General features: G+C 68.9%; 13 protein-coding genes. 8 read left to right on the forward strand and 5 right to left on the reverse strand.

Annotated elements, in window-relative coordinates:
- Positions 1-221 precede the first annotated feature (221 nt).
- Positions 222-719 carry a DUF262 domain-containing protein gene (locus SY2F82_RS20315; protein WP_200420514.1) on the reverse strand — a complete coding sequence of 166 codons (498 nt, stop codon included), beginning with the start codon at positions 717-719 and terminating at the stop codon, positions 222-224.
- 491 nt (positions 720-1,210) lie between these two features.
- Here SY2F82_RS20315 and SY2F82_RS20320 point away from each other — a divergent pair, with 491 nt between their 5' ends.
- Positions 1,211-2,203, forward strand: a complete 993-nt coding sequence (locus SY2F82_RS20320; RefSeq protein ID WP_200420515.1) for a phospholipase D-like domain-containing protein — start codon at positions 1,211-1,213, stop codon at positions 2,201-2,203.
- A 24-nt stretch (positions 2,204-2,227) separates the two neighbouring features.
- The gene (locus SY2F82_RS39935; protein ID WP_374707188.1) at positions 2,228-2,800 is read left to right on the forward strand and encodes a YceI family protein; all 573 of its coding nucleotides are present in this window, start codon (positions 2,228-2,230) and stop codon (positions 2,798-2,800) included.
- Here SY2F82_RS39935 and SY2F82_RS20330 read toward each other — a convergent pair.
- Positions 2,797-3,300 carry a hypothetical protein gene (locus SY2F82_RS20330; protein ID WP_200420516.1) on the reverse strand — a complete coding sequence of 168 codons (504 nt, stop codon included), beginning with the start codon at positions 3,298-3,300 and terminating at the stop codon, positions 2,797-2,799. The genes SY2F82_RS39935 and SY2F82_RS20330 overlap by 4 nt on opposite strands.
- A 98-nt stretch (positions 3,301-3,398) precedes the next feature.
- A complete protein-coding gene (locus tag SY2F82_RS20335; RefSeq protein ID WP_200420517.1) occupies positions 3,399-3,797 on the reverse strand; it encodes an EVE domain-containing protein in 399 nt (132 codons plus the stop codon).
- 167 nt (positions 3,798-3,964) lie between these two features.
- Between SY2F82_RS20335 and SY2F82_RS20340 the strand changes: the two genes are divergently transcribed.
- The 3 genes from SY2F82_RS20340 (at position 3,965) to SY2F82_RS20350 (ending at position 9,797) form a co-directional block, all read left to right on the forward strand.
- Positions 3,965-6,052, forward strand: a complete 2,088-nt coding sequence (locus SY2F82_RS20340) for an AAA family ATPase (RefSeq protein WP_236041639.1) — start codon at positions 3,965-3,967, stop codon at positions 6,050-6,052.
- Positions 6,045-7,319 (forward strand): McrC family protein, encoded by a 1,275-nt coding sequence (locus SY2F82_RS20345; protein ID WP_200420519.1) that lies wholly within the window; start codon positions 6,045-6,047, stop codon positions 7,317-7,319. The genes SY2F82_RS20340 and SY2F82_RS20345 overlap by 8 nt, the downstream gene beginning before the upstream one ends.
- Positions 7,320-7,559: 240 nt before the next feature.
- A complete protein-coding gene (locus SY2F82_RS20350; RefSeq protein ID WP_268980399.1) occupies positions 7,560-9,797 on the forward strand; it encodes a serine/threonine-protein kinase in 2,238 nt (745 codons plus the stop codon).
- 34 nt (positions 9,798-9,831) lie between these two features.
- On the opposite strand, the gene SY2F82_RS20355 is transcribed toward SY2F82_RS20350, so the two are convergent.
- Positions 9,832-10,512 carry a DUF6308 family protein gene (locus SY2F82_RS20355; RefSeq protein WP_200420521.1) on the reverse strand — a complete coding sequence of 227 codons (681 nt, stop codon included), beginning with the start codon at positions 10,510-10,512 and terminating at the stop codon, positions 9,832-9,834.
- A 183-nt stretch (positions 10,513-10,695) separates the two neighbouring features.
- Here SY2F82_RS20355 and SY2F82_RS20360 point away from each other — a divergent pair, with 183 nt between their 5' ends.
- From SY2F82_RS20360 to SY2F82_RS20370, 3 genes are all read left to right on the forward strand, one after another.
- Positions 10,696-12,516: a DUF4357 domain-containing protein gene (locus tag SY2F82_RS20360; RefSeq protein ID WP_200420522.1), complete on the forward strand. Its 1,821-nt coding sequence runs from the start codon at positions 10,696-10,698 to the stop codon at positions 12,514-12,516.
- On the forward strand, positions 12,513-13,751 hold the full coding sequence (locus tag SY2F82_RS20365) for an McrC family protein (RefSeq protein WP_200420523.1): 1,239 nt from the start codon (positions 12,513-12,515) through the stop codon (positions 13,749-13,751). Before SY2F82_RS20360 ends, SY2F82_RS20365 begins: the two co-directional genes overlap by 4 nt.
- A 67-nt stretch (positions 13,752-13,818) precedes the next feature.
- A complete protein-coding gene (locus tag SY2F82_RS20370) occupies positions 13,819-15,954 on the forward strand; it encodes a UvrD-helicase domain-containing protein (RefSeq protein WP_200420524.1) in 2,136 nt (711 codons plus the stop codon).
- A 36-nt stretch (positions 15,955-15,990) separates the two neighbouring features.
- Here SY2F82_RS20370 and SY2F82_RS20375 read toward each other — a convergent pair whose 3' ends face one another.
- On the reverse strand, positions 15,991-17,646 hold the full coding sequence (locus SY2F82_RS20375; protein ID WP_200420525.1) for an N-6 DNA methylase: 1,656 nt from the start codon (positions 17,644-17,646) through the stop codon (positions 15,991-15,993).
- Positions 17,647-17,787 lie beyond the last annotated feature (141 nt).

The raw sequence follows: 17,787 nt of genomic DNA on the forward strand, positions 1-17,787 counted from the left end.
GTCAACACAGAAGATATCACCGACCGTGTGCCCAGCTCATTCGCACGCAGGTCGCTCCGAGCCCACCACTCGGACCAACAGCCCTCGGGAAGTCGGACTGTGTGCATCCGGCTCGGGGCGCCCTGGGCACAGGTGATCAGCAAGTGCGGCGAGGACAACAGGCCGTTGGGTCCGTCCGGCACGCACGGGCACAGGCTGGGATCGGATGCTGGGCCCACTCATCAGCCGGAATAGCGGCGCCCCTCGGCCGAAGACAGCGCGTCAGGGGAAAGAGAGCGCGGCCGGGGCGCCATGCATGAGTGCGACGAACTCGTCGGCCTGCGCTGCCCAGCCGATTCCGGCGACCGCAATCGGTACTTCTTCGGGTAGGCGAGCGGGTTGTTCGCCCACAAGCGCGGGAGCTTCGCGGTGAACGACCCGTACAGGCCGATGTTCAGGGCCGTCAGCCGCTGCTGGCCGTCCAGGATCGCCGTGACCGCCCGGCTGCCGAGGGGGCCCGTCGGCGCGCAGTGGGCGTTGTCGCGCTCGTGGTAGTCGCGCATGAAGTCGTAGAAGGTGAAGCGGCCGGCGTTGCCCTCCTGGACCTGCCACATGAGGAAGGAGCCGATGGGATAGCCGCGCATCAGGCTGTCGAACAGTCGGTTGATCTTGTCGCGCGACCAGACGAACTCCTGCTGGATCGCCGGCAACACGTACTCACGGCGATGGATCCTCTCCACCGCGCTCGCGATCGGGCGTCTGGAATGACATGCGCCCCCCACAGGACTCAGACTTCGTCCACACCGTATCGCCCCCGGTCGGGGCCCCGCAGCGAACGGCGACGATCAGAGCGACGCAGGCTCCCACCGGTACCCGTTCGCGGACTTCGCCGTACGGCCGCAACAGCGGCTCCGACGCCGTACGCACGAGGTCGGCATCACCCGGCAGCAGCGACAGCCACGCCCGCCGCATCTGGACGCTCGCCCCTCGACGCACCGGCGGCATGATCCTCCCGGCGTACGGGGATCGTGGGCCGTCGCATACGAAACTTTTGCGCTTTCGAGGGGATCGCTCGCACCGCCCGCCACCTGCGCGGAGTCCACTTTGTCCGTACGCGCGACCTGCCGGTCACGCCAAGTTCACCGCACTGCCCTTCCTCGACGTCTACGCGCGTGGTGTCATGCACGCGCCCACCCCCCACTCCGAACGTCAACTCGACTAGGAGTCAGGCATGCTGTGGAAGGTCATCGGCCGGGCAGGTGTCGCCCTGGCGGCCGGCGCAACCGTACTCGCCACCGCCCTCCCCGCGAACGCCGCGAGCTACGCCGCGTTCGCCTTCTCGCAGAACGGCAGCCAGCCCACCATCTACGACTTCATCAACTCGGCCACCACCTCCCTCGACATGACCATGTACGAGCTGGAGGACACCACGGCGGTCAACGACCTCATAGCCCTGGAGAACAAGGGCGTCACCGTGCGGGTCATCCTGGACCGCCAGCACCAGTCCGCCAACAGCTCGGCGTACAACTCCCTGAAGAGCGCCGGTGTGGGAGTGGTGTGGTCGCCGTCCACCTTCGTCTACACGCACCAGAAGACCATCACGGTGGACGACGTCAAGTCGCTGGTCCTGACCGGCAACCTCACCTCCCAGTACTACACGACCAGCCGTGACTACGGCGTGTTCGACGACGACAGCCGCGACGTCGCCTCGATCGAGAAGGTCTTCAACGCCGACTACGCCGACACCTCGATCACCCCGACCGACGGTGACCACCTGCTCTGGTCCCCCACCGACTCCCGCAACCGCCTGCTGTCCGTCATCAACGGCGCCACCGCGAAGCTCGACGTCGAAGAGCTGGAGTTCAGCGACAGCACGGTGGTCAACGCCATCGTGGCGCGGGCGAAGGCGGGTGTGGCCGTGCGGGTGGTCCTGGAGAACCCGTCCAGTTACTCCAGCCAGGTGTCCGCGATCAAGGCGGCGGGCGGGACGGTCGTCGGCTACTCCGACCCCAACGGCTTCTACATCCACGCCAAGGCGATGGTCGCCGACTACGGTCTGTCCACCCAGAAGGTGGAGGCGGGTTCCATGAACATCAGCAGCAACTCGCTGAACAACAACCGCGAGCTCGGCCTCATCCTCACGGGTACCGGGGTGGCCGAGCCCGTGGCCACCACCATCGAGACCACCTTCAACAGCGACTACGCGGGCGGCACTCCCGCATGACCCGGAGCCGGTGATCCTGTCCCGATGCCTGCGGCACCTCTGCACCGCGGGCATCGGGAGCGGACCCGCCCTTCAGCGCCGGCCCCGCCACCGGTGTGCGGCAGACGCCGCCGGCCCCAACCGCCTCGCAGACCCGCCCAGTCCAGCATCACCACGGGCAACAAGACCCGTGACAACCACCTGCGTTCCGCGGACTTCCTCGACGTCGAGCGCTATCCGTACATCAACTTCGTCAGCACGCGGTTCGGCTACCGCGGCGGCTCGAAGTGGACGCTGCACGGCACGCTCACCATGCACGGCATCAGCCGCTCCGTGAGCCTGGACACGACCTACCTCGGCACGGTGAACGGCGGTTACGACCAAGAACTGCGCTGCGCGGCCCTGGCGAAGGCCGAACTGCGCCGCGAGGACTTCACCCTCAACTGGCGCTCGATGCCGGCCCGGGGCATCGCGGTCGTGGGACCGACCGTACAACTGGAGCTGGATGTCCAGGCGATGTACCGCACCCCCGAACCCCCACGCCCCCGGAGTAGGCGACACGCCGGTCTTCCGGGCTTCCGCAGGCCCGGGGCGCCCGGCCGGGACGCTCCCGGCTAACCGGACACGGGTGCCTCCCAGCGGTAGCCTTCGGCCGCCTCCTCGTAGGGGCGCAGCAGCGGCTCCAACTCCGCGCGCACCAGGTCGGCGTCGGCCGGCGGCAGCGTCAGCCAGGCGCGCCGCATGCGAACGCTCCAGGTGGCAGGGTCGGGGAACACCGACAGGCGGGGAACCATGTCGCGCAGGACCAGCCCCTCACGGAAGGAGGCCAGGCCGGAGAACTTCAGACGGCAGCCCTCCGGGAAGGTCCGCTCACCGAAGACGACCGGCTCGTCCAGGGCCCGCACCGGGCCCGCGAGCGTGGCCCGGCCGATGATCCGCCCCAGGTCCCGCGTCGGATTCCGGAAGCAGCCGCGCGTGGTGTAGAGGAAGATCTCGTCGCCTTCCGCCAGCGTCCGGGCCGCCTCCGACCGGCCCGCCGGGAACGCCATCCGCTGCTCGGTCACCACCCAGCTCAGGGCGGCCCGGTCTCCGATGATCAGCAGGTGCGAGGACGGCATACCGATCACGATAGCCGGGCGGCGGGTACCGGCTGCTCGACGGGCGCAGGGTTCTCGCGCCGTAGCGCCCCGTCCCGCCTCGTGTCCGTCCCGTCGTCCTACAATCCCGCCCTCGCCAGCAGCACCGGCAGCGCCTCGGGTTTCACCTTCTGCACCGACCTCACCTGGCCGAGCCCCAGTTCGTCCCGGCCGACCGGGCTGCCGCACAAGGCGTCCGTCGCCTCCGGCAGCAGGGTCACCTCGACCCGGTACGAGAACTCCGGGTCCTCGGGATCCTCGTACGGCTCCTTGTCGATCTCGGCCAGCGCCGCTACGGCCGACTCCGGCTGGCTGAAAAAGAACCACAGGCGGTCCCCCGGGTTCATACGGTTGCGCCGGCTGAGCCAGAGATCGAGTTCGGGTTCTTCGTGGGCGAGGCGGCGGATGGTCTCCTTGGTGGAGGGTTCCCCGTCCAGCGTGTCCTTGTTCGGGTTGAGGATGTAGATCCAGTCCGCCATGGCTTCCCCCGATCACCTGCGTCGCCGCGCTCCGCGAGTACGGAGCTGGAGCTGCACCTTCCGGTCCATGGTGTCAGCCGACAGAGCCGTCCGCAGACGAACCACCAACAACAGGCAGCGGGCTCAAGGTCGTCCGGCATCATGGCGGCATGACAGGTGGGGTGGATGTGAGCACCGCAGCGGGCCAGTTCGATCGGACGGCCGTCGCGGAAACGGAGTCAGCCGCCGGGGAGGAGCGCAAGCGGGTGCTCGCCCTCTTCCCGTTGGAGGGGTGGAAGACGCTGCCGCTCGAGCGCTATGCCCTCGGCCAGCCCGCGCCCGCCGGGTCGGAACCGACGTACTGCCGGCTGCTCGAGTTCCTCACTCCGAACCTGGGCAGCATCAAGGGCGGCAGCGCCGCGAAGCACATCATGTACCGCCACAACTCGGGCGAGTGGCGCCTGGCGGCCCCGCTGCGCAAGGCGGATCCGCGAGACGCGTGGGAGGAGCTTCGGGGTCAGTTCGTCGCAGCGTTCGACGCGGTCGCCGCCGGGGACTTCGAGGCCGTGGACGAACTGTCCGCGCTGAGGTTCGGTCCGGCCCTGGTGACCAAGTCACTGGCCGTCTACTTCCCCGAACACTTCCTGCCGGTCTACTCCGCCGAACACCTTCGGCAGTTCCTCATCCGGCTCGGCGGGACGACGGATGCCGACTCGCCCGCCTGGCGCAGCAACCGCAGGCTCCTCGAACTCGTCCGGTCGAGGCCGGAGTTCGAGGGCTGGAGCGGGCTCGAGGTGATGACCTTCCTCTACCGGGAATTCGACCCGCGTCCCCAGCAACGCACGATCTGGAAGATCGCTCCCGGCGAGCGCGGGCGGCTCTGGGGCGAGTGCCGCGACGGTGGCTTCATCTGCGTGGGCTGGGACGAACTGGGTGACCTGGGCCAGTACCAGAGCGACACAGAACTCAAGGAGGCCCTTGACAGGGGCTATCCCGGCGGTAGCGGCGGCAGTCTGACCACCGCCCGCAGGCTCCTCGCCTTCCGGGACCTGGAGCCCGGCGACCGGATCGTGGCCAACCGCGGGATCGACGAGGTCCTGGCCACCGGCACCGTCGCCGGAAGCTACCAGTTCGTTCCGGACCGGCCGGAGTACCAGCACATCGTCCCGGTGACGTGGGACCTTTCCCACGCACAGAAACTGTCAAAGCCCCAGCGCGGCTGGCGGTCCACCTTCGCCAGGGTCGACCCGACCACGTTCGCCAAGTTCACCGCGCAGCGGTCCGACTCCGCTCCGGGCGCCGGTGTGGAGTCGGAAAGTAGGCCCGTCGCCCTGCCCGAAGACATTCAGGCAGTCCTGGACGCCGTCGAACGCAAGGGACAGGTCATCCTGCACGGACCGCCCGGCACCGGCAAGACACGGCTCGCCCTGGGCGCCGCCCTCGCCCTGGCCGGCCGCGTCGACGTGCTCGACGGTTCGGAACCGGAGCGACGTATGGAGGCGCAGGCCGAGGTGCTGAGCAGTGACCAGGTCCGGCTGGTCACGTTCCACCCGTCTTACGGATACGAGGACTTCGTCGAAGGATTCAAGCCCGACCTCGACGCCAAGGGGCCCGGGCTCACCCTCGCCCTCGCGGACGGCCTGTTCCACACGCTCTGCAGTCGCGCCGCCGGCCATCCCGACCAGACCTTCCTCCTGATCATTGACGAGATCAACCGAGGCGACCTGCCGAGAATCTTCGGTGAGCTGATCACACTCCTCGAACTCGACAAACGGAACCTGCCTGTGGACCTGCCGGTCAGCAAGCGCAGCTTCTCCGTGCCGCCGAACGTCCGGATCATCGGCACGATGAACACGGCCGACCGGAGCATCAGCCACCTGGACGCCGCGGTGCGCCGCCGCTTCGCCTTCCTGCCCGTGGGTCCCGACCCGGACGCCGTGTCGGGAACGGTCGGCCCCCTCGACCTGGCGGCCTTCTTGGAGTCCCTCAACAGCCGTATCGCCCACCACCTCGACACGGATCACCAGATCGGGCACGCCTACCTGATGCGCGACGGAGAGCCGATCGCCACCGAGGAGGACCTGGCCGCCGCCTTCCACCACGAGGTGGTGCCTCTCCTGGAGGACTACTGCCTCGGCCGCGCCGACCTGCTGCACCGCATCCTCGGCGGCCTGGTCGACCCGCACACCGGGCGGCCCGTGCTCATGTCCCCTCAGGATCTCCCGGACGCGCTGGCCACCGAATTCACCAGTGACGCGATGGGCCCTGATGCCTGACCGCCGCCCCGAGGTCCGGCTCGGCGAGTACGAGTCCGCCGAGCTGGGCCCTGACCAGCTCACCGCCCGGGATCTCGACCGGCTGAACGCCCTGCAGGCACGCGGCTGCCTGACTCTGATCACGGCCCGCGCAGGGTGGAGGCTCAAGGCCGAGGCCACCGTAGGCGTACTGGCCCTGGACCGGGTCCGGCTGCTCATAGAACCGAAGTTCGCCATTCCGGGCGAACAGCTCATGACCTGGCTCGCCTACGCGCTCCACACCCCTGTCCCGACGGCGGCCAGGCGCTGGTCCACCGCCCCTGACGGCTACGCCGACCTCGTGGCCGCCGCGCTGCTGGAGGAGTGCGAGAAGCTCCTGCGGGAGGGGTTGCGCCGGGACTACGTCCGCCATCAGAGCCTCGAGCCGGTGCTGCGCGGGCGCCTGGACGTCGCCGCGCAGGCCACCCGCCGCTTCGGGCAACTGGACCAGCTGCATGTCCGTACTTTCGACAGGGAGGCGGACATCTGGGACAACCGCGTCCTCGGAACGGCCCTGAAAGCCGCTCTCGGCCTGACGACCGACTCCCGGCTGGCCCGCAGCCTGCACGGCGTCGCCGACGCGTTCCCGGATTCCGGCACGCCCGCCACCGCATTGCGCGCCCTCGAGCGCACCCAGTACACACGCCTCAACGCCCGCTACCGTCCCGCTCACACGTGGGCCCGCCTGCTGTTGCGCGGCGGAGGTGTGAGCGACCTGCTGACCGACCACGGCACCACGGCGGGCGGCCTCCTGCTGGCCATGCCCGCGCTCTGGGAAGCCGTCGTCCGGCGGCTCGCCACCGATGCGGCCACCCCGCACGGAGGCCGTCCCGTCCCCAGCAACGGAGGGACCGGCATCACCGTCCGAGGCGACCTCGGCAGTACCTCGACGTTCCGCCCCGACCTTCTGCTCAACCTGCCCCACCCCGGTATGGACCATCACACCCTGCTGCCCATAGACGCCAAGTACAAGCGCTACGACCGCCATGGCGTGAGCGCGGGCGACATCCACCAGCTCCTGACCTACAGCGCCGGGTACACACCCGCCGAAGCCCCGAGCGCGGTCATCGTCCATCCTCAGCCGGGCGGATACGCCCGACGCACGCTGCGGATCGGCAGCCCTCAGCGCGGTCTTGGCGTCATCCACGTACTCGGCATCGACACACACGCCCCACCGGAGCGGGCGAGCGCGTGGATGCGGACGGCATACAACGCCGCCCAACAGCCCCCTTGTCGTCCCGCCCGATAGTTTGGCATTAAAGTGTCTCCGCCGATGAGGGGGGAGCTTCGTCGAACCGCTGTGCCGTGCCACCCGGGCGGAAGGCGGACCGGCGCCAATGCACGGACCTCCCGGAGTCGGTCGAGCGCTGGGCCAATCGGTGGCCACGAATGGGCGCAGAGCATCAGGGGGGTACATGACTCATCTGTCCGGTCTCCGCGAACGGACTACTTCTCGCAGGCGGCCGTTCATGGTGACGGGAGGCGAACCATGCCGGTGAACCCGCCCGAAACCCCCCGTCCGTCCCAACCTTCCGAGCTCCCCGAACAGATAGGTCCCTACCGGCTGATCCGGCGTCTCGGATCCGGCGGCATGGGCACGGTCTACTACGCAACCGACCCCGCAGGAGGGGAGCCGCTCGCCGTCAAGGTGCTGCACCAGAGCTTCGCTGCCGACCCCGCCCACCGGGCCCGCTTCCGGCGCGAGACCACGACGCTTCGCAAGGTCACAAGCCCGTACCTCGTCCCGCTGATCGCTGCTGACCCCGATGCGCCCCTGCCTTGGCTGGCGACGGCCTACGTGCACGGAGACACCCTGCACGAGCATGTCCAGAACCACGGGGCGATGGCACCCGGCAATCTGCTGACTTTCGCGGCGGCTGTCGCCCACGCACTGGCCTGCATCCACGATGCCGGGGTCGCCCACCGCGACCTGAAGCCGACGAACGTGCTCCTGTCCGCCGATGGACCACGCGTCGTGGACTTCGGCATCGCCCACCACTTGGACGCCACCGCGATCACCGAGACATCGGTGACGACCGGCACTCCGGGATGGATGGCGCCGGAGCAACTCACCGACGGCCTCACCCTCCCGGCCTGTGACATCTTCGCCTGGGGGCTGCTCGTCGCCTACGCCTCGGCCGGCTCTCATCCGTTCGGTACGCCTACGGGTATCACGCACCGCATCATCAGCGCGGCGCCCTCTCTCAGGGGTGTGCCCGACGCACTGCTGCCCCTCGTCCGTGAGGCCCTGGACAAGGAACCCGAGCGTCGGCCGAGCGCGGCGGAGATCGCCGAGCGGACGGCCTCCGCCTACGGGCCTTCGGGCACCCTCGTGTTCCCGACCTTGGCGTACACCCGAACCTCCGGCCGAAGTGGGCAACAAGGAGACTCGCCCGCAGCCGACACCGGCGTCACGGTTCCGCCGGCGCGTGCCCGCTGGGATGTTCCGCTGCCCGTCGGCCAGCCGGGCGAAGCACAGCCCGGGACAGCCCAGATTCCCTCCGGCTCACCGGCGGCCGTTGAACCCACGCCGCCGAAGGCTGGCATCCCGCAGGTCTCATCGGCGCCCACGCAGACGGCCCCGCCGCCTCGGCCGACGGCTCCCTCACCGCAGGCTCCCTCCTCGCCCACATCCCCGGGATCGGACGGCCCTTCCGCAGGGCGGCCACTCAGACCCGCTGAACGCCGACGCCACCCGCGACGCCGCGCCCTGTATGCCCTGGCCGCCGCCGTGGTCGTGGGCTCTGCTGCGGGGGGCGTCGCTGCCGCCATGGCTGGAAGCAGTTCCACCCACCGGCACCAGGCTGCGGGCCCCGTCAAGGAGTCGAAGCCCGCGGCGTCGAACTCGCGTACGCCCAGCGCAACTCCGGCCGTGGACAGCACACCGGACGCACAGGAAACCACCTCACCGGCGCCACAACCGATGTCCGTGTTCGGCGGCCTCCATGTCACCGTCCCTTCGGATTTCGAGCAGGCAGCTCAGCGCAGCGATGACAACCAGCAGGTGGACGGGGAGCAGGATTCCACCACCGCCACGGCGGAAGCCGACTTCTCCCTGGTCGATCACCCGGACTCCGGCATACGCATCGTGTACTCCCCGACGCTGACCGTTGACCAGATCCGTGATGGCCAGCGCGACGCCGGCGCGATGTGGTCCGTCGAGGACGACAACGGCAATACCACGGACGAGTCGGTGATCGCCGTGCACGACGGTCCGTTGACCGGCATCGGCGGCAAGAGGGCCATCAGCTGGGTCATGACCACGGACGTTCTTCCCGACTACGACGGCGCCCGGAAGAACACCTACCGCGTGTGGTGGCTGCCCTACAGCAAGTACCTCCTCTATACCTACGGTAAGCAGGACAAAGCCGCCGACACGGCAGTGGACGAGCTGATCAGGGCAGTCACCTTCGAGCGCACCAAGATGCCTCGAGACTGCGCGGACGCCGTCGTGGCTCTGGACAAAACAGCCGCGAGCGGCGACACCGCGGACGACCACGGGGCCCTGGGCAACTGCCTGGATGCCGCCGTGAACGGTGCAGACCAACTGGACCCGGGAACGGTCAGCACCAAGGGCGAGGCCGCCTGTGTGGCCCTGGCCGAGTCGTACAGGATGAATGGACCCGACCTCAGCTACGACGGGGCCAAGGCCTACGAAGAACTGCGGCCGTGGTGCGACCTTCCCGGAGCCGTCAACCATCCCCGGTTGCCCGACTGGACGTCTTGACCGTCGGGTTGTCACCCCAAGCCGCCGCTACGTCTCAGCTCGTCCGATTCGGGCCTTCTCCGCCCTTCATCCAGGCAATGACGTCGAAGACTCTCAGAATGCCGATGTCCTCACCGATGCCCGCCTTGCTACGGAGGTGAATCAACCGGTCGCGGAAGGCGCCACCATCTGCTCGCAGAGCGACTGCCAATGCGGGCCAGAAGGAGTGGTCCATCTTCGGCCGTTCCAACAGCTGCTTGACGCGGATGTCATAGATCGGAATCAGGTGGGGGCGCTTGCGGGCCAGCAACTTGCCGGCGATGACCGGCCCGCTGCCGTCCGGTTTGTTCGGGTACTTGTTGCCGTCTGCCAGTCGTTCCCACAGTTCCCACGCCGGTCCCCCAGGGGCGATCAGTTTGTCGCTGGCGGAATCCTCCAAGCGCGCGTCGCGCGGAATCTGCGTCAGCAGACGCGAGAAGTGCCCGTCGCGATCCGCCAAGAGGGTGAGGGCGCCATGGGCGTCCAGAGAAACGCTGAGCGTGGTGATGGCCACCACGTCGGTGCTGTCGAATCGGTTGGCGACATGTTTGGCATCCCCACCTCCGCCCAGCCGCTCGAAGTGCGCGCCTGAATAGAACAGATCACCCCGCGAACGGCGACGGGTGAAGTACTCCACGAGCAGGCTGACGGCCCCCTCGTCGTCCCAGTAGATCTCCGGTATCTTCAAGCCGATCACTGTCCCCCCAGCGGTCGCACCGATTTGCCTGCCGCGCGGTACGTTCGTGCGTCTCCTCAACGCCCTGGGGCCAGTCGGAGGAGCGCCCCGGCCGTCCGCCCGTGCGTGAAGGACCCGACCGGCCCATTGTCGGTGGGTGGCCCTACCGTAGTCGGTGGATCTGTGCGCGGGGAGGGGCCAGCCATGCCGGCTGAAGAAAGCAGGGAGTACCCGGAGTTCTATCTGCGTCTGCCCAACGGCGGACCACTGGCCCAGGGGCGGCCGGCGGATGAACTGGGGACGAATGGAAGCCGGAAGTTCGTTGTTCCCGCGGGCCAACCCGTGCGACCGGAGGTCGTGCCGTCGTTCCCCACCCGCGTGGCCGGTGCCCACATGGAGCGCGAGGAGCTGATCCGGCAGGGACGGATCAAGCCGTCCGAAAGGTGGCCCGGCTGGCTGGAGACAGCCGAAACGATCACCTTCGACTCCTCTTCCAGAGCCGCAGCGGTGTTGAAAGGCCATAGTGCCAACGGTTGGCTCAATTGGAAGACGAAGGACGGTCGTCCCCTTGGCGACTTCATGCCGGGTATGTGGCCGGGCCCCAACCGCCCCTGGCTGGTTCGCGGGTCGAACGTGAGTGGACTGGACCTGGTGCAGCGGATGTGGTTGCCGGAGGGACGCGTCACGCTCGCCGCCTCCCGGCTGCGCCAGGGTGTGGGGCAGGGCATCAGCAAGGATCAGCTTCGCCTCCTGGTCCAGGAGGACTACGAGTCCACCGCCACCTACAGCCAGAAGCAGCAACTGGTGGAGGAACTGCACGCGTTCCTGTCTCGGATGAAACCGGGTGACACGGTCTGCACCATCTCCGGCGGCCATCTGTACGTGGGCGAGATCACCGGTGGGGCGGAACAGAGCGAGTCCGAGGGTGCGCGGTCCAACCTGCACCGCCCCGTGGAGTGGCAGCCGGACGGCTATCCGTACGACGAACTGCCGGAGGAACTGCAGCAGAAGCTGTCCATCCAGCACGACGTGGTCGACCTCTCCTCCGTCCAGGCTCTGGTCGACGGGCTTGGCCTCAGCGATCAGGAACTGGCCGAGGGAGCCCAGGCCATGGAGCGGGACCCGACCGTGGAGATCCCGGTCATTGCCGTGCGCCGTGAGCTCGAGCTGCCCGAGCCGACGGACGGGCTCGCCGCGGACCTTCTGGTGCACGACGTGAGTTGGCTGCACGAAGTACGCGATCTGCTGTGGGACGAGCGCCAGCTGGTGTTCTACGGGCCCCCGGGAACGGGCAAGACATATCTGGCGCTGAAGCTCGCGGAGTTCCTCGGCGGCGGTCCCGAGCAGGTGAAACTCGTGCAGTTCCACCCGTCGTACGCGTACGAGGACTTCTTCGAAGGCTTCCGGCCGCAGGAGGACCCGGAGACCCGGGATGTCGCCTTCCGGCTCACCGCCGGGCCGCTGCGCGAACTCGCCGACCTCGCCTCCCGCGAGGGCAACCGGCACATCCCTCACTTCCTGATCATCGACGAGATCAACCGCGCCAACCTGGCGAAGGTCTTCGGCGAGCTGTACTTCCTGCTGGAGTACCGGAACAAGTCGGTGCGGCTGACCTACTCCGGTGACGACTTCGCGCTGCCGCCGAACCTGTTCGTGATCGGCACCATGAACACCGCGGATCGGTCCATCGCGCTCGTGGACGCGGCGATGCGCCGCCGTTTCGCGTTCGTCGAGCTGTCGCCCCGTACCGAGCCGACGAGCGGATTGCTGCGCCGCTGGCTGGTGAGGGAGGGCAAGGACACCGAACCCGCTGATCTGCTGGACGCGCTCAACTCCCGTATCGACGACCCGGACTTCCGCATAGGCCCCTCGTACCTGATGAAGAAGGGTGTCTATCGGGCGGGTGGCCTCGAGCGGACCTGGCGGACGAAGATCCTTCCGCTGTTGGAGGAGCACCACTACGGCGAAGGCGTGGACATCGAGAAGCGCTACGGACTGGCCGCGCTGCGGGAGTCCCTGGCGTGACGGCCGTCGTCGCAGTCGAGGGGCCCGCGTCGTCCGTCGAGCTCGTCGAGCACGCGCCGGCGGTCAGCCTCGCCCTGCCCGACAGCATCGGCCGGGCCCTCGCCGCCGGAGACATCGTGGATGCGGCTCCCGATCCCTACACGCCGGGCCGCTGGTCGTTGCGCGCCGGCAGCAAGGTCGGCGCGGTGGCGGTCGCGGTTCCGGGCGGCGGGGAGCCGGTCACCGTGCGCGTCAGGCCGAAGGTGCCCATCGCCCGGCTCTTCTTCCTGCTCGGCTACAGCCTCGACCCCAAGGGCGCATGGCGGGACGGTGACGTCGAGGTGGCCGAGCACCGCGATCTGCTGCCCGCCCTCGCGCACGCCGTGGAGCGGCAGGTGGACCGGGCTCTGCGGCAGGGCCTGTTGCAGGGGTACCGGACGACTGAGGAGACCGGTCTCGTCGTGCGCGGCCGGATCCGGGAGGCCGAGCAGATACGGCGGCGGTTCGGTGCGACACTGCCCGTAGAGGTGGCGTACGACGAATTCACCACCGACATCGCGGAGAACCGCATCCTGCGCACGGCCGTCGAACGCCTGCTGCGCCTGCCCGGCGTACCGCGCGACGTGCGCCGGAGACTGCTGCACCAGCGTGCCCGGCTCGCCGACGTCCCGGCGATCGTGCGCGGACAGCCGGTTCCCGAGTGGCGGCCGACGCGCCTCAACGCCCGGTACCACCATGCGCTCCGCCTCGCCCGAGCCGTGCTCGACGGCACCTCGGTCGAGCACGCGCCGGGCGGGCTGCGGATCGACGGATTCCTGCTCGACATGAACAAGCTCTTCGAGGACTTCGTCACGGTCGCTCTGCGGGAGTCTTTTCGCGGCTCGAGGTTCTCCGCCCGGTTCCAGGACACGCACCACCTCGACGACGCCGCCGCGATCCGGATGAAGCCGGACTTCGTGCTGTACGGGCCGGACGGCACCCCGTGCGCGGTGGCGGACGCGAAGTACAAGGCGGAGAAGTGGGGCGGCTTCCCGGACGCCGACCTGTACCAGATGCTGGCGTACTGCACCGCCCTGGGTCTGAACGAAGGACACCTGGTGTACGCCAAGGGCAACGCCTCGCACGCGGCCCACCGAGTGCGTCACGCGGGCATCGTGATCCACCAGCACGCCCTCGACCTCGACCAGGAGCCGGCGGGACTGCTCACGGATATCTCGGCGGTCGCCCAGCGCATGACCGGCCTGTGCCGCGACTGACCTGCGCGGACCACCCCGCGCGTATGATCGACTGCGCAGGGTCCGTTCAGGGTGGGGAGTGCACGTCGTGCCGCAGCTCGCGTTCGCCAACAGCTTCTGGGAGAGCTACGACGTCCTCGAGAGGCCCGTAAGGGCCGGCGTGCGCAAGGCGATGCAGAAGTTCCAGCAGCTGACCGTTCCGGAACTGCAGGCGGACAAGGGGCTGCACCTGGAGTCGGTCGAGAACGCCCGGGATCCGCGTATGCGGACCATCCGCATCAACGACTTCTGGCGCGGGGTCGTCCTCGCCCCTGACGACGGCGGTGACGTGTTTCTGCTCGTCAACGTCGTTCCCCACGACGACGCGTACACCTGGGCGGCCAAGCGGCTGTACACGACGAACTCCGCGACCAGGGCGCTCGAGGTGCGCAACGTGGTGGCGATCGAGCAGCTGACCCCCCAACTGGAGAAGGCGGCGGCCGCCGCCGACTCCCTTTTGTTCGCCGCCTACTCGGACACTGTGCTGCGCGAACTCGGCATCGACGATCAGGTGCTGCGTGCCGTCCGCACCATCGTGGACAAGGCGCAGCTGGAGGCGTTCGGGACGCTGCTGCCGGAGGACCAGTTCGAGGTGTTGCAGTACCTCGCCGAAGGGTTCAGCCCGGAGGAGGTCTACCGGGATGTGGTCGCCGTGCGGCGTCCCGTCGATGCCGGTCCCGATCCGGACGAGAGCCTCGCCGTGGCGATCGCCAACACCACGAGCCGCATCACGCTGGTCACCGGCCCCGAGGAGCTCGCCGACATCCTGGAGAAGCCGTTCGCGGCCTGGCGCGTGTTCCTGCACCCCTCGCAGCGCCGGGTCGCCTACCGGGTGTCGTACGGCGGACCGGTCCAGGTCACGGGTGGTCCGGGAACCGGCAAGACGGTCGCGGCGCTGCACCGGGTGAAGCACCTGCTCAGTCGCTCGCCCGACGCCCGGGTCCTGCTGACCACCTACACCAACGCGCTGGCCGCCTCGCTGCGCGAGAACCTCTCTCTCCTGCTCGACGGGGACGAGTCGCTGCTCGCGCGCGTCGAGGTGACGACGGTCAACGCCTATGCGCACGGCATCGTGACCCGCCTCGACGGCAAGGCCCCCTCCCCCATCAACGACCGGGAGGAACGGCAGCTGTGGCAGCGGGTCGTCAAGAAGCTCGGGCTGCCGTGGACCGAGCAGTTCCTGGCGCAGGAGTACCGGCACGTGATCCTGGCCCAGGACCTGCGCAGCCTGGACGCGTACCGCGCGGCGACCCGCCGCGGCCGGGGCAGCGCACTGTCGCCGGCCAAGCGGGACCAACTGTGGCCCGCGGTCGAGCTGTTCGAGTCGTTGCTGCGCGAGCAGAAAGCCACCACGCACCTGAAGGTGTGTTCACGGGCCGCCGAGCTGTTGGCCGCCTCGACGCCGACGCACGACCACGTGGTGGTCGACGAGGCGCAGGATCTCCACCCGGCCCAGTGGCGCGTCCTGCGCGGCGCGGTGGCTCCCGGCAGCGACGACCTGTTCATCACGGGCGACCCGCACCAGCGGATCTACGACTCCAAGGTCTCCCTCGGGTCACTGGGAATCTCGGTCACCGGGCGCACCCACCGCCTGCGCATCAACTACCGTAGCACCGAAGAGATCCTCGCCTGGTCGACGGGGATACTCAGCCCCGTATCGGTCGACGACCTGGGCGGTGAGGGCAGTGACACCCTGGCCGGCTACCGCTCGCTGCTGCACGGCCGCAGACCGCAGGTGGACGGGTACGGCTCGGAGCAGGCAGAGGTGGCTGCTCTCGTCGAGCGCGTGGAGGGGTGGATCGCGCAGGGCATCTGTCCCTCCGAAATCGGTGTGTGCGCCCGCTTCAACGTGCTGCTCGACAAGGTCTACGACAAGTTGACCGCCGCCAGGGTGCCGGTGGTCCGGGTCCGGGACAATCCCGGGCCGGACGTGGACGGGGTGCGTCTGGCCACCATGCATGCGATGAAGGGGCTTGAGTTCCGCTGCGTCGCCGTGCTGGGAGTCACGGCCAGCGCGGTGCCGTTCGCGCGCGAGGTGACGTCGGCTTCGGTGGACGCACTCCAACACGAGTCCGACCTGCTGCGCGAGCGGTGCCTGCTGTTCGTCGCCTGCACGCGAGCCCGGGAAGCGCTCGCGGTGTCGTGGAGCGGAACGGCCAGCTCGTTCGTACCACCGGTGAAGTGACGTAGCGGCCCTGGCAGGCCCAGAAGCGACGGTTCGTCAGTCGTCCGGTGCCAGAGCGCCGTTACAGAGGCCGTCCCGCGCCAGCGCTGCGGCCTCCCGGCTAAGCTCCGCCAATCTCCTCGCCCGCTCCTCGAACTCCTGAAGGGCGCGGAACGCAGCCCCGTACCGCCGCTGCTCGGCGATGTCCATCTGCGGGACACGGGCCCCCTTGCCGTCGAGCCGGAAGGTACCGCTGGCGCTCGTGGAGCGGCGAGTATTGGCCGCGCTACGCAGGAAACCCTGGAGGAAGTCGGTGTCGAGCTGGTCGCTGGCCGATACCGGCTCTGGATCGCCGTACTCGACGAGCCCGGCCCGCGCGAGGTCTGCGACACTGACGGAACCATCCAGGGTGCTTGGTCCGCTGCCCGCCCTCAGTGTCGGAAGGGGTTCGGCCAGGAGCCGGACCTGTTCGGCCAACTCCCTCTGGAGGGCCTGGTATTCGGCCGCGTAGTCGCGATGGGATCCCTCCACGTGGCGGCCCGGAGTCAGGTCCACCATGTCGTCGAGAAGCTCGATCAGAGAGACGTCAGCCGCTTGATCGGGCCGTGGGTCCAGCGAGCCGTCCGGGTCGTTCGCGGTCAGATCGACCATGCGCACACTGGTGGCGGCGTCACGGGGTGACTGTGGGCGGCGCAGGTGCCAGAGATGCACAGGCAGTGAGTGCGACACCGCCGAGCCCGGCGGCAGCGCGGTGACCTGGGTGAGGATCCCGCGGCGCACGAGTTCCCCGCGGATGCGGCGGCCCGCCTTGCGGTAGGCGACCGAGGCGGGCATGACCATGAGGACGCGGCCACCAGGTGCGGTGTGTGCGTAGGCGTGCTGCAACCAGGCCAGCTCTCCCTCGGCGCGCGAGGGCGTGCCGAGCTCCCAGCGGGAGTCGAGAAGCAGCTCCTCGCGCCCCCAGTCGGTGTCACCGACGGGCGGATCGCACACCACCAAGTCCGCCTTGAGGCCCGTCCATTGGTCGTCGCGCAGGGAGTCGCCAGTGACGATGTCGACGCGAGCACGTCCGGTGAGATCGGCTCGCAGCTGCGCGAACCTGGCGCTACGGACGTCGGACTCCTGCCCGCACCGCCTCGGCCCCCGCTGGGGTCCCACCGCGAGCAGTAGGGTGCCTATACCGCACGCCGGGTCGAAGAGTGTCGCATCCACCTCCACCTCACCGGCGAAGTGCCGCACGGCGCGGACGATCCGCGGTGAGGTGACCTGGTCCGAACCCGCCCTGCGCACGGATTCGGTGAAGCGCTCGGCCAGGGCGTTCACCACGTCCCCCGCCGAACTGCTCTCGACCAGGCCGCGCACCAGTCGAACGACATCCTCGGGCAGCGCGTCCGGGGCTGCCTTCTCCGGGGCGGTGACGAGCTGCGCCACATCAGCGACGCCGGCGATCATCTCATCGCCAAATGCACTGCGCAGGGCCTGCCACAGTTGAACCTCCTCGGAGAGGTCCCGCCCCTTGCGCTGCTTGTCCAGCCAGGCCTTAACCTCGGCCAGGTCGAAAAGCGGGCTGTTCACGCCGCCGCCCGCCGGCGCGGGGAAGTCGTCGTACCGCCGCCTCCAGTTCGAGACCGCGGCCCGCGTGACGCCCGCGAGCCGAGCGATCTCGGAGCCGGTGACCAAGGGACTGCCCGAGGCGGCGGGTGTGTCTGCCATACGGGCCACCGTACACAGGGCGGCGTCAGCCCTTCAATGAAGTCACTTGTTGACGACGTAAACGAGTTGCTTCACCCTTAAACGTTTACGTCCGCGTCGTATCCGACCGGTGGCCCGCCCAGGAGCGCCGCAGTACTGCGC

Source organism: Streptomyces sp. Y2F8-2 (assembly GCF_014905555.1).
Classification (GTDB): Bacteria; Actinomycetota; Actinomycetes; order Streptomycetales; family Streptomycetaceae; genus Streptomyces; species Streptomyces cynarae.

Coding starts and splice junctions, on each gene's coding strand:
- SY2F82_RS20360 (WP_200420522.1), top strand. CDS start 10,696: ATGCCGGCTGAAGAAAGCAGGGAGTACCCGGAGTTCTATCTGCGTCTG.
- SY2F82_RS20350 (WP_268980399.1), top strand. CDS start 7,560: ATGCCGGTGAACCCGCCCGAAACCCCCCGTCCGTCCCAACCTTCCGAG.
- SY2F82_RS20330 (WP_200420516.1), bottom strand. CDS start 3,300: ATGCCGTCCTCGCACCTGCTGATCATCGGAGACCGGGCCGCCCTGAGC.
- SY2F82_RS20375 (WP_200420525.1), bottom strand. CDS start 17,646: ATGGCAGACACACCCGCCGCCTCGGGCAGTCCCTTGGTCACCGGCTCC.
- SY2F82_RS20345 (WP_200420519.1), top strand. CDS start 6,045: ATGCCTGACCGCCGCCCCGAGGTCCGGCTCGGCGAGTACGAGTCCGCC.
- SY2F82_RS20320 (WP_200420515.1), top strand. CDS start 1,211: ATGCTGTGGAAGGTCATCGGCCGGGCAGGTGTCGCCCTGGCGGCCGGC.
- SY2F82_RS20335 (WP_200420517.1), bottom strand. CDS start 3,797: ATGGCGGACTGGATCTACATCCTCAACCCGAACAAGGACACGCTGGAC.
- SY2F82_RS39935 (WP_374707188.1), top strand. CDS start 2,228: ATGCCTGCGGCACCTCTGCACCGCGGGCATCGGGAGCGGACCCGCCCT.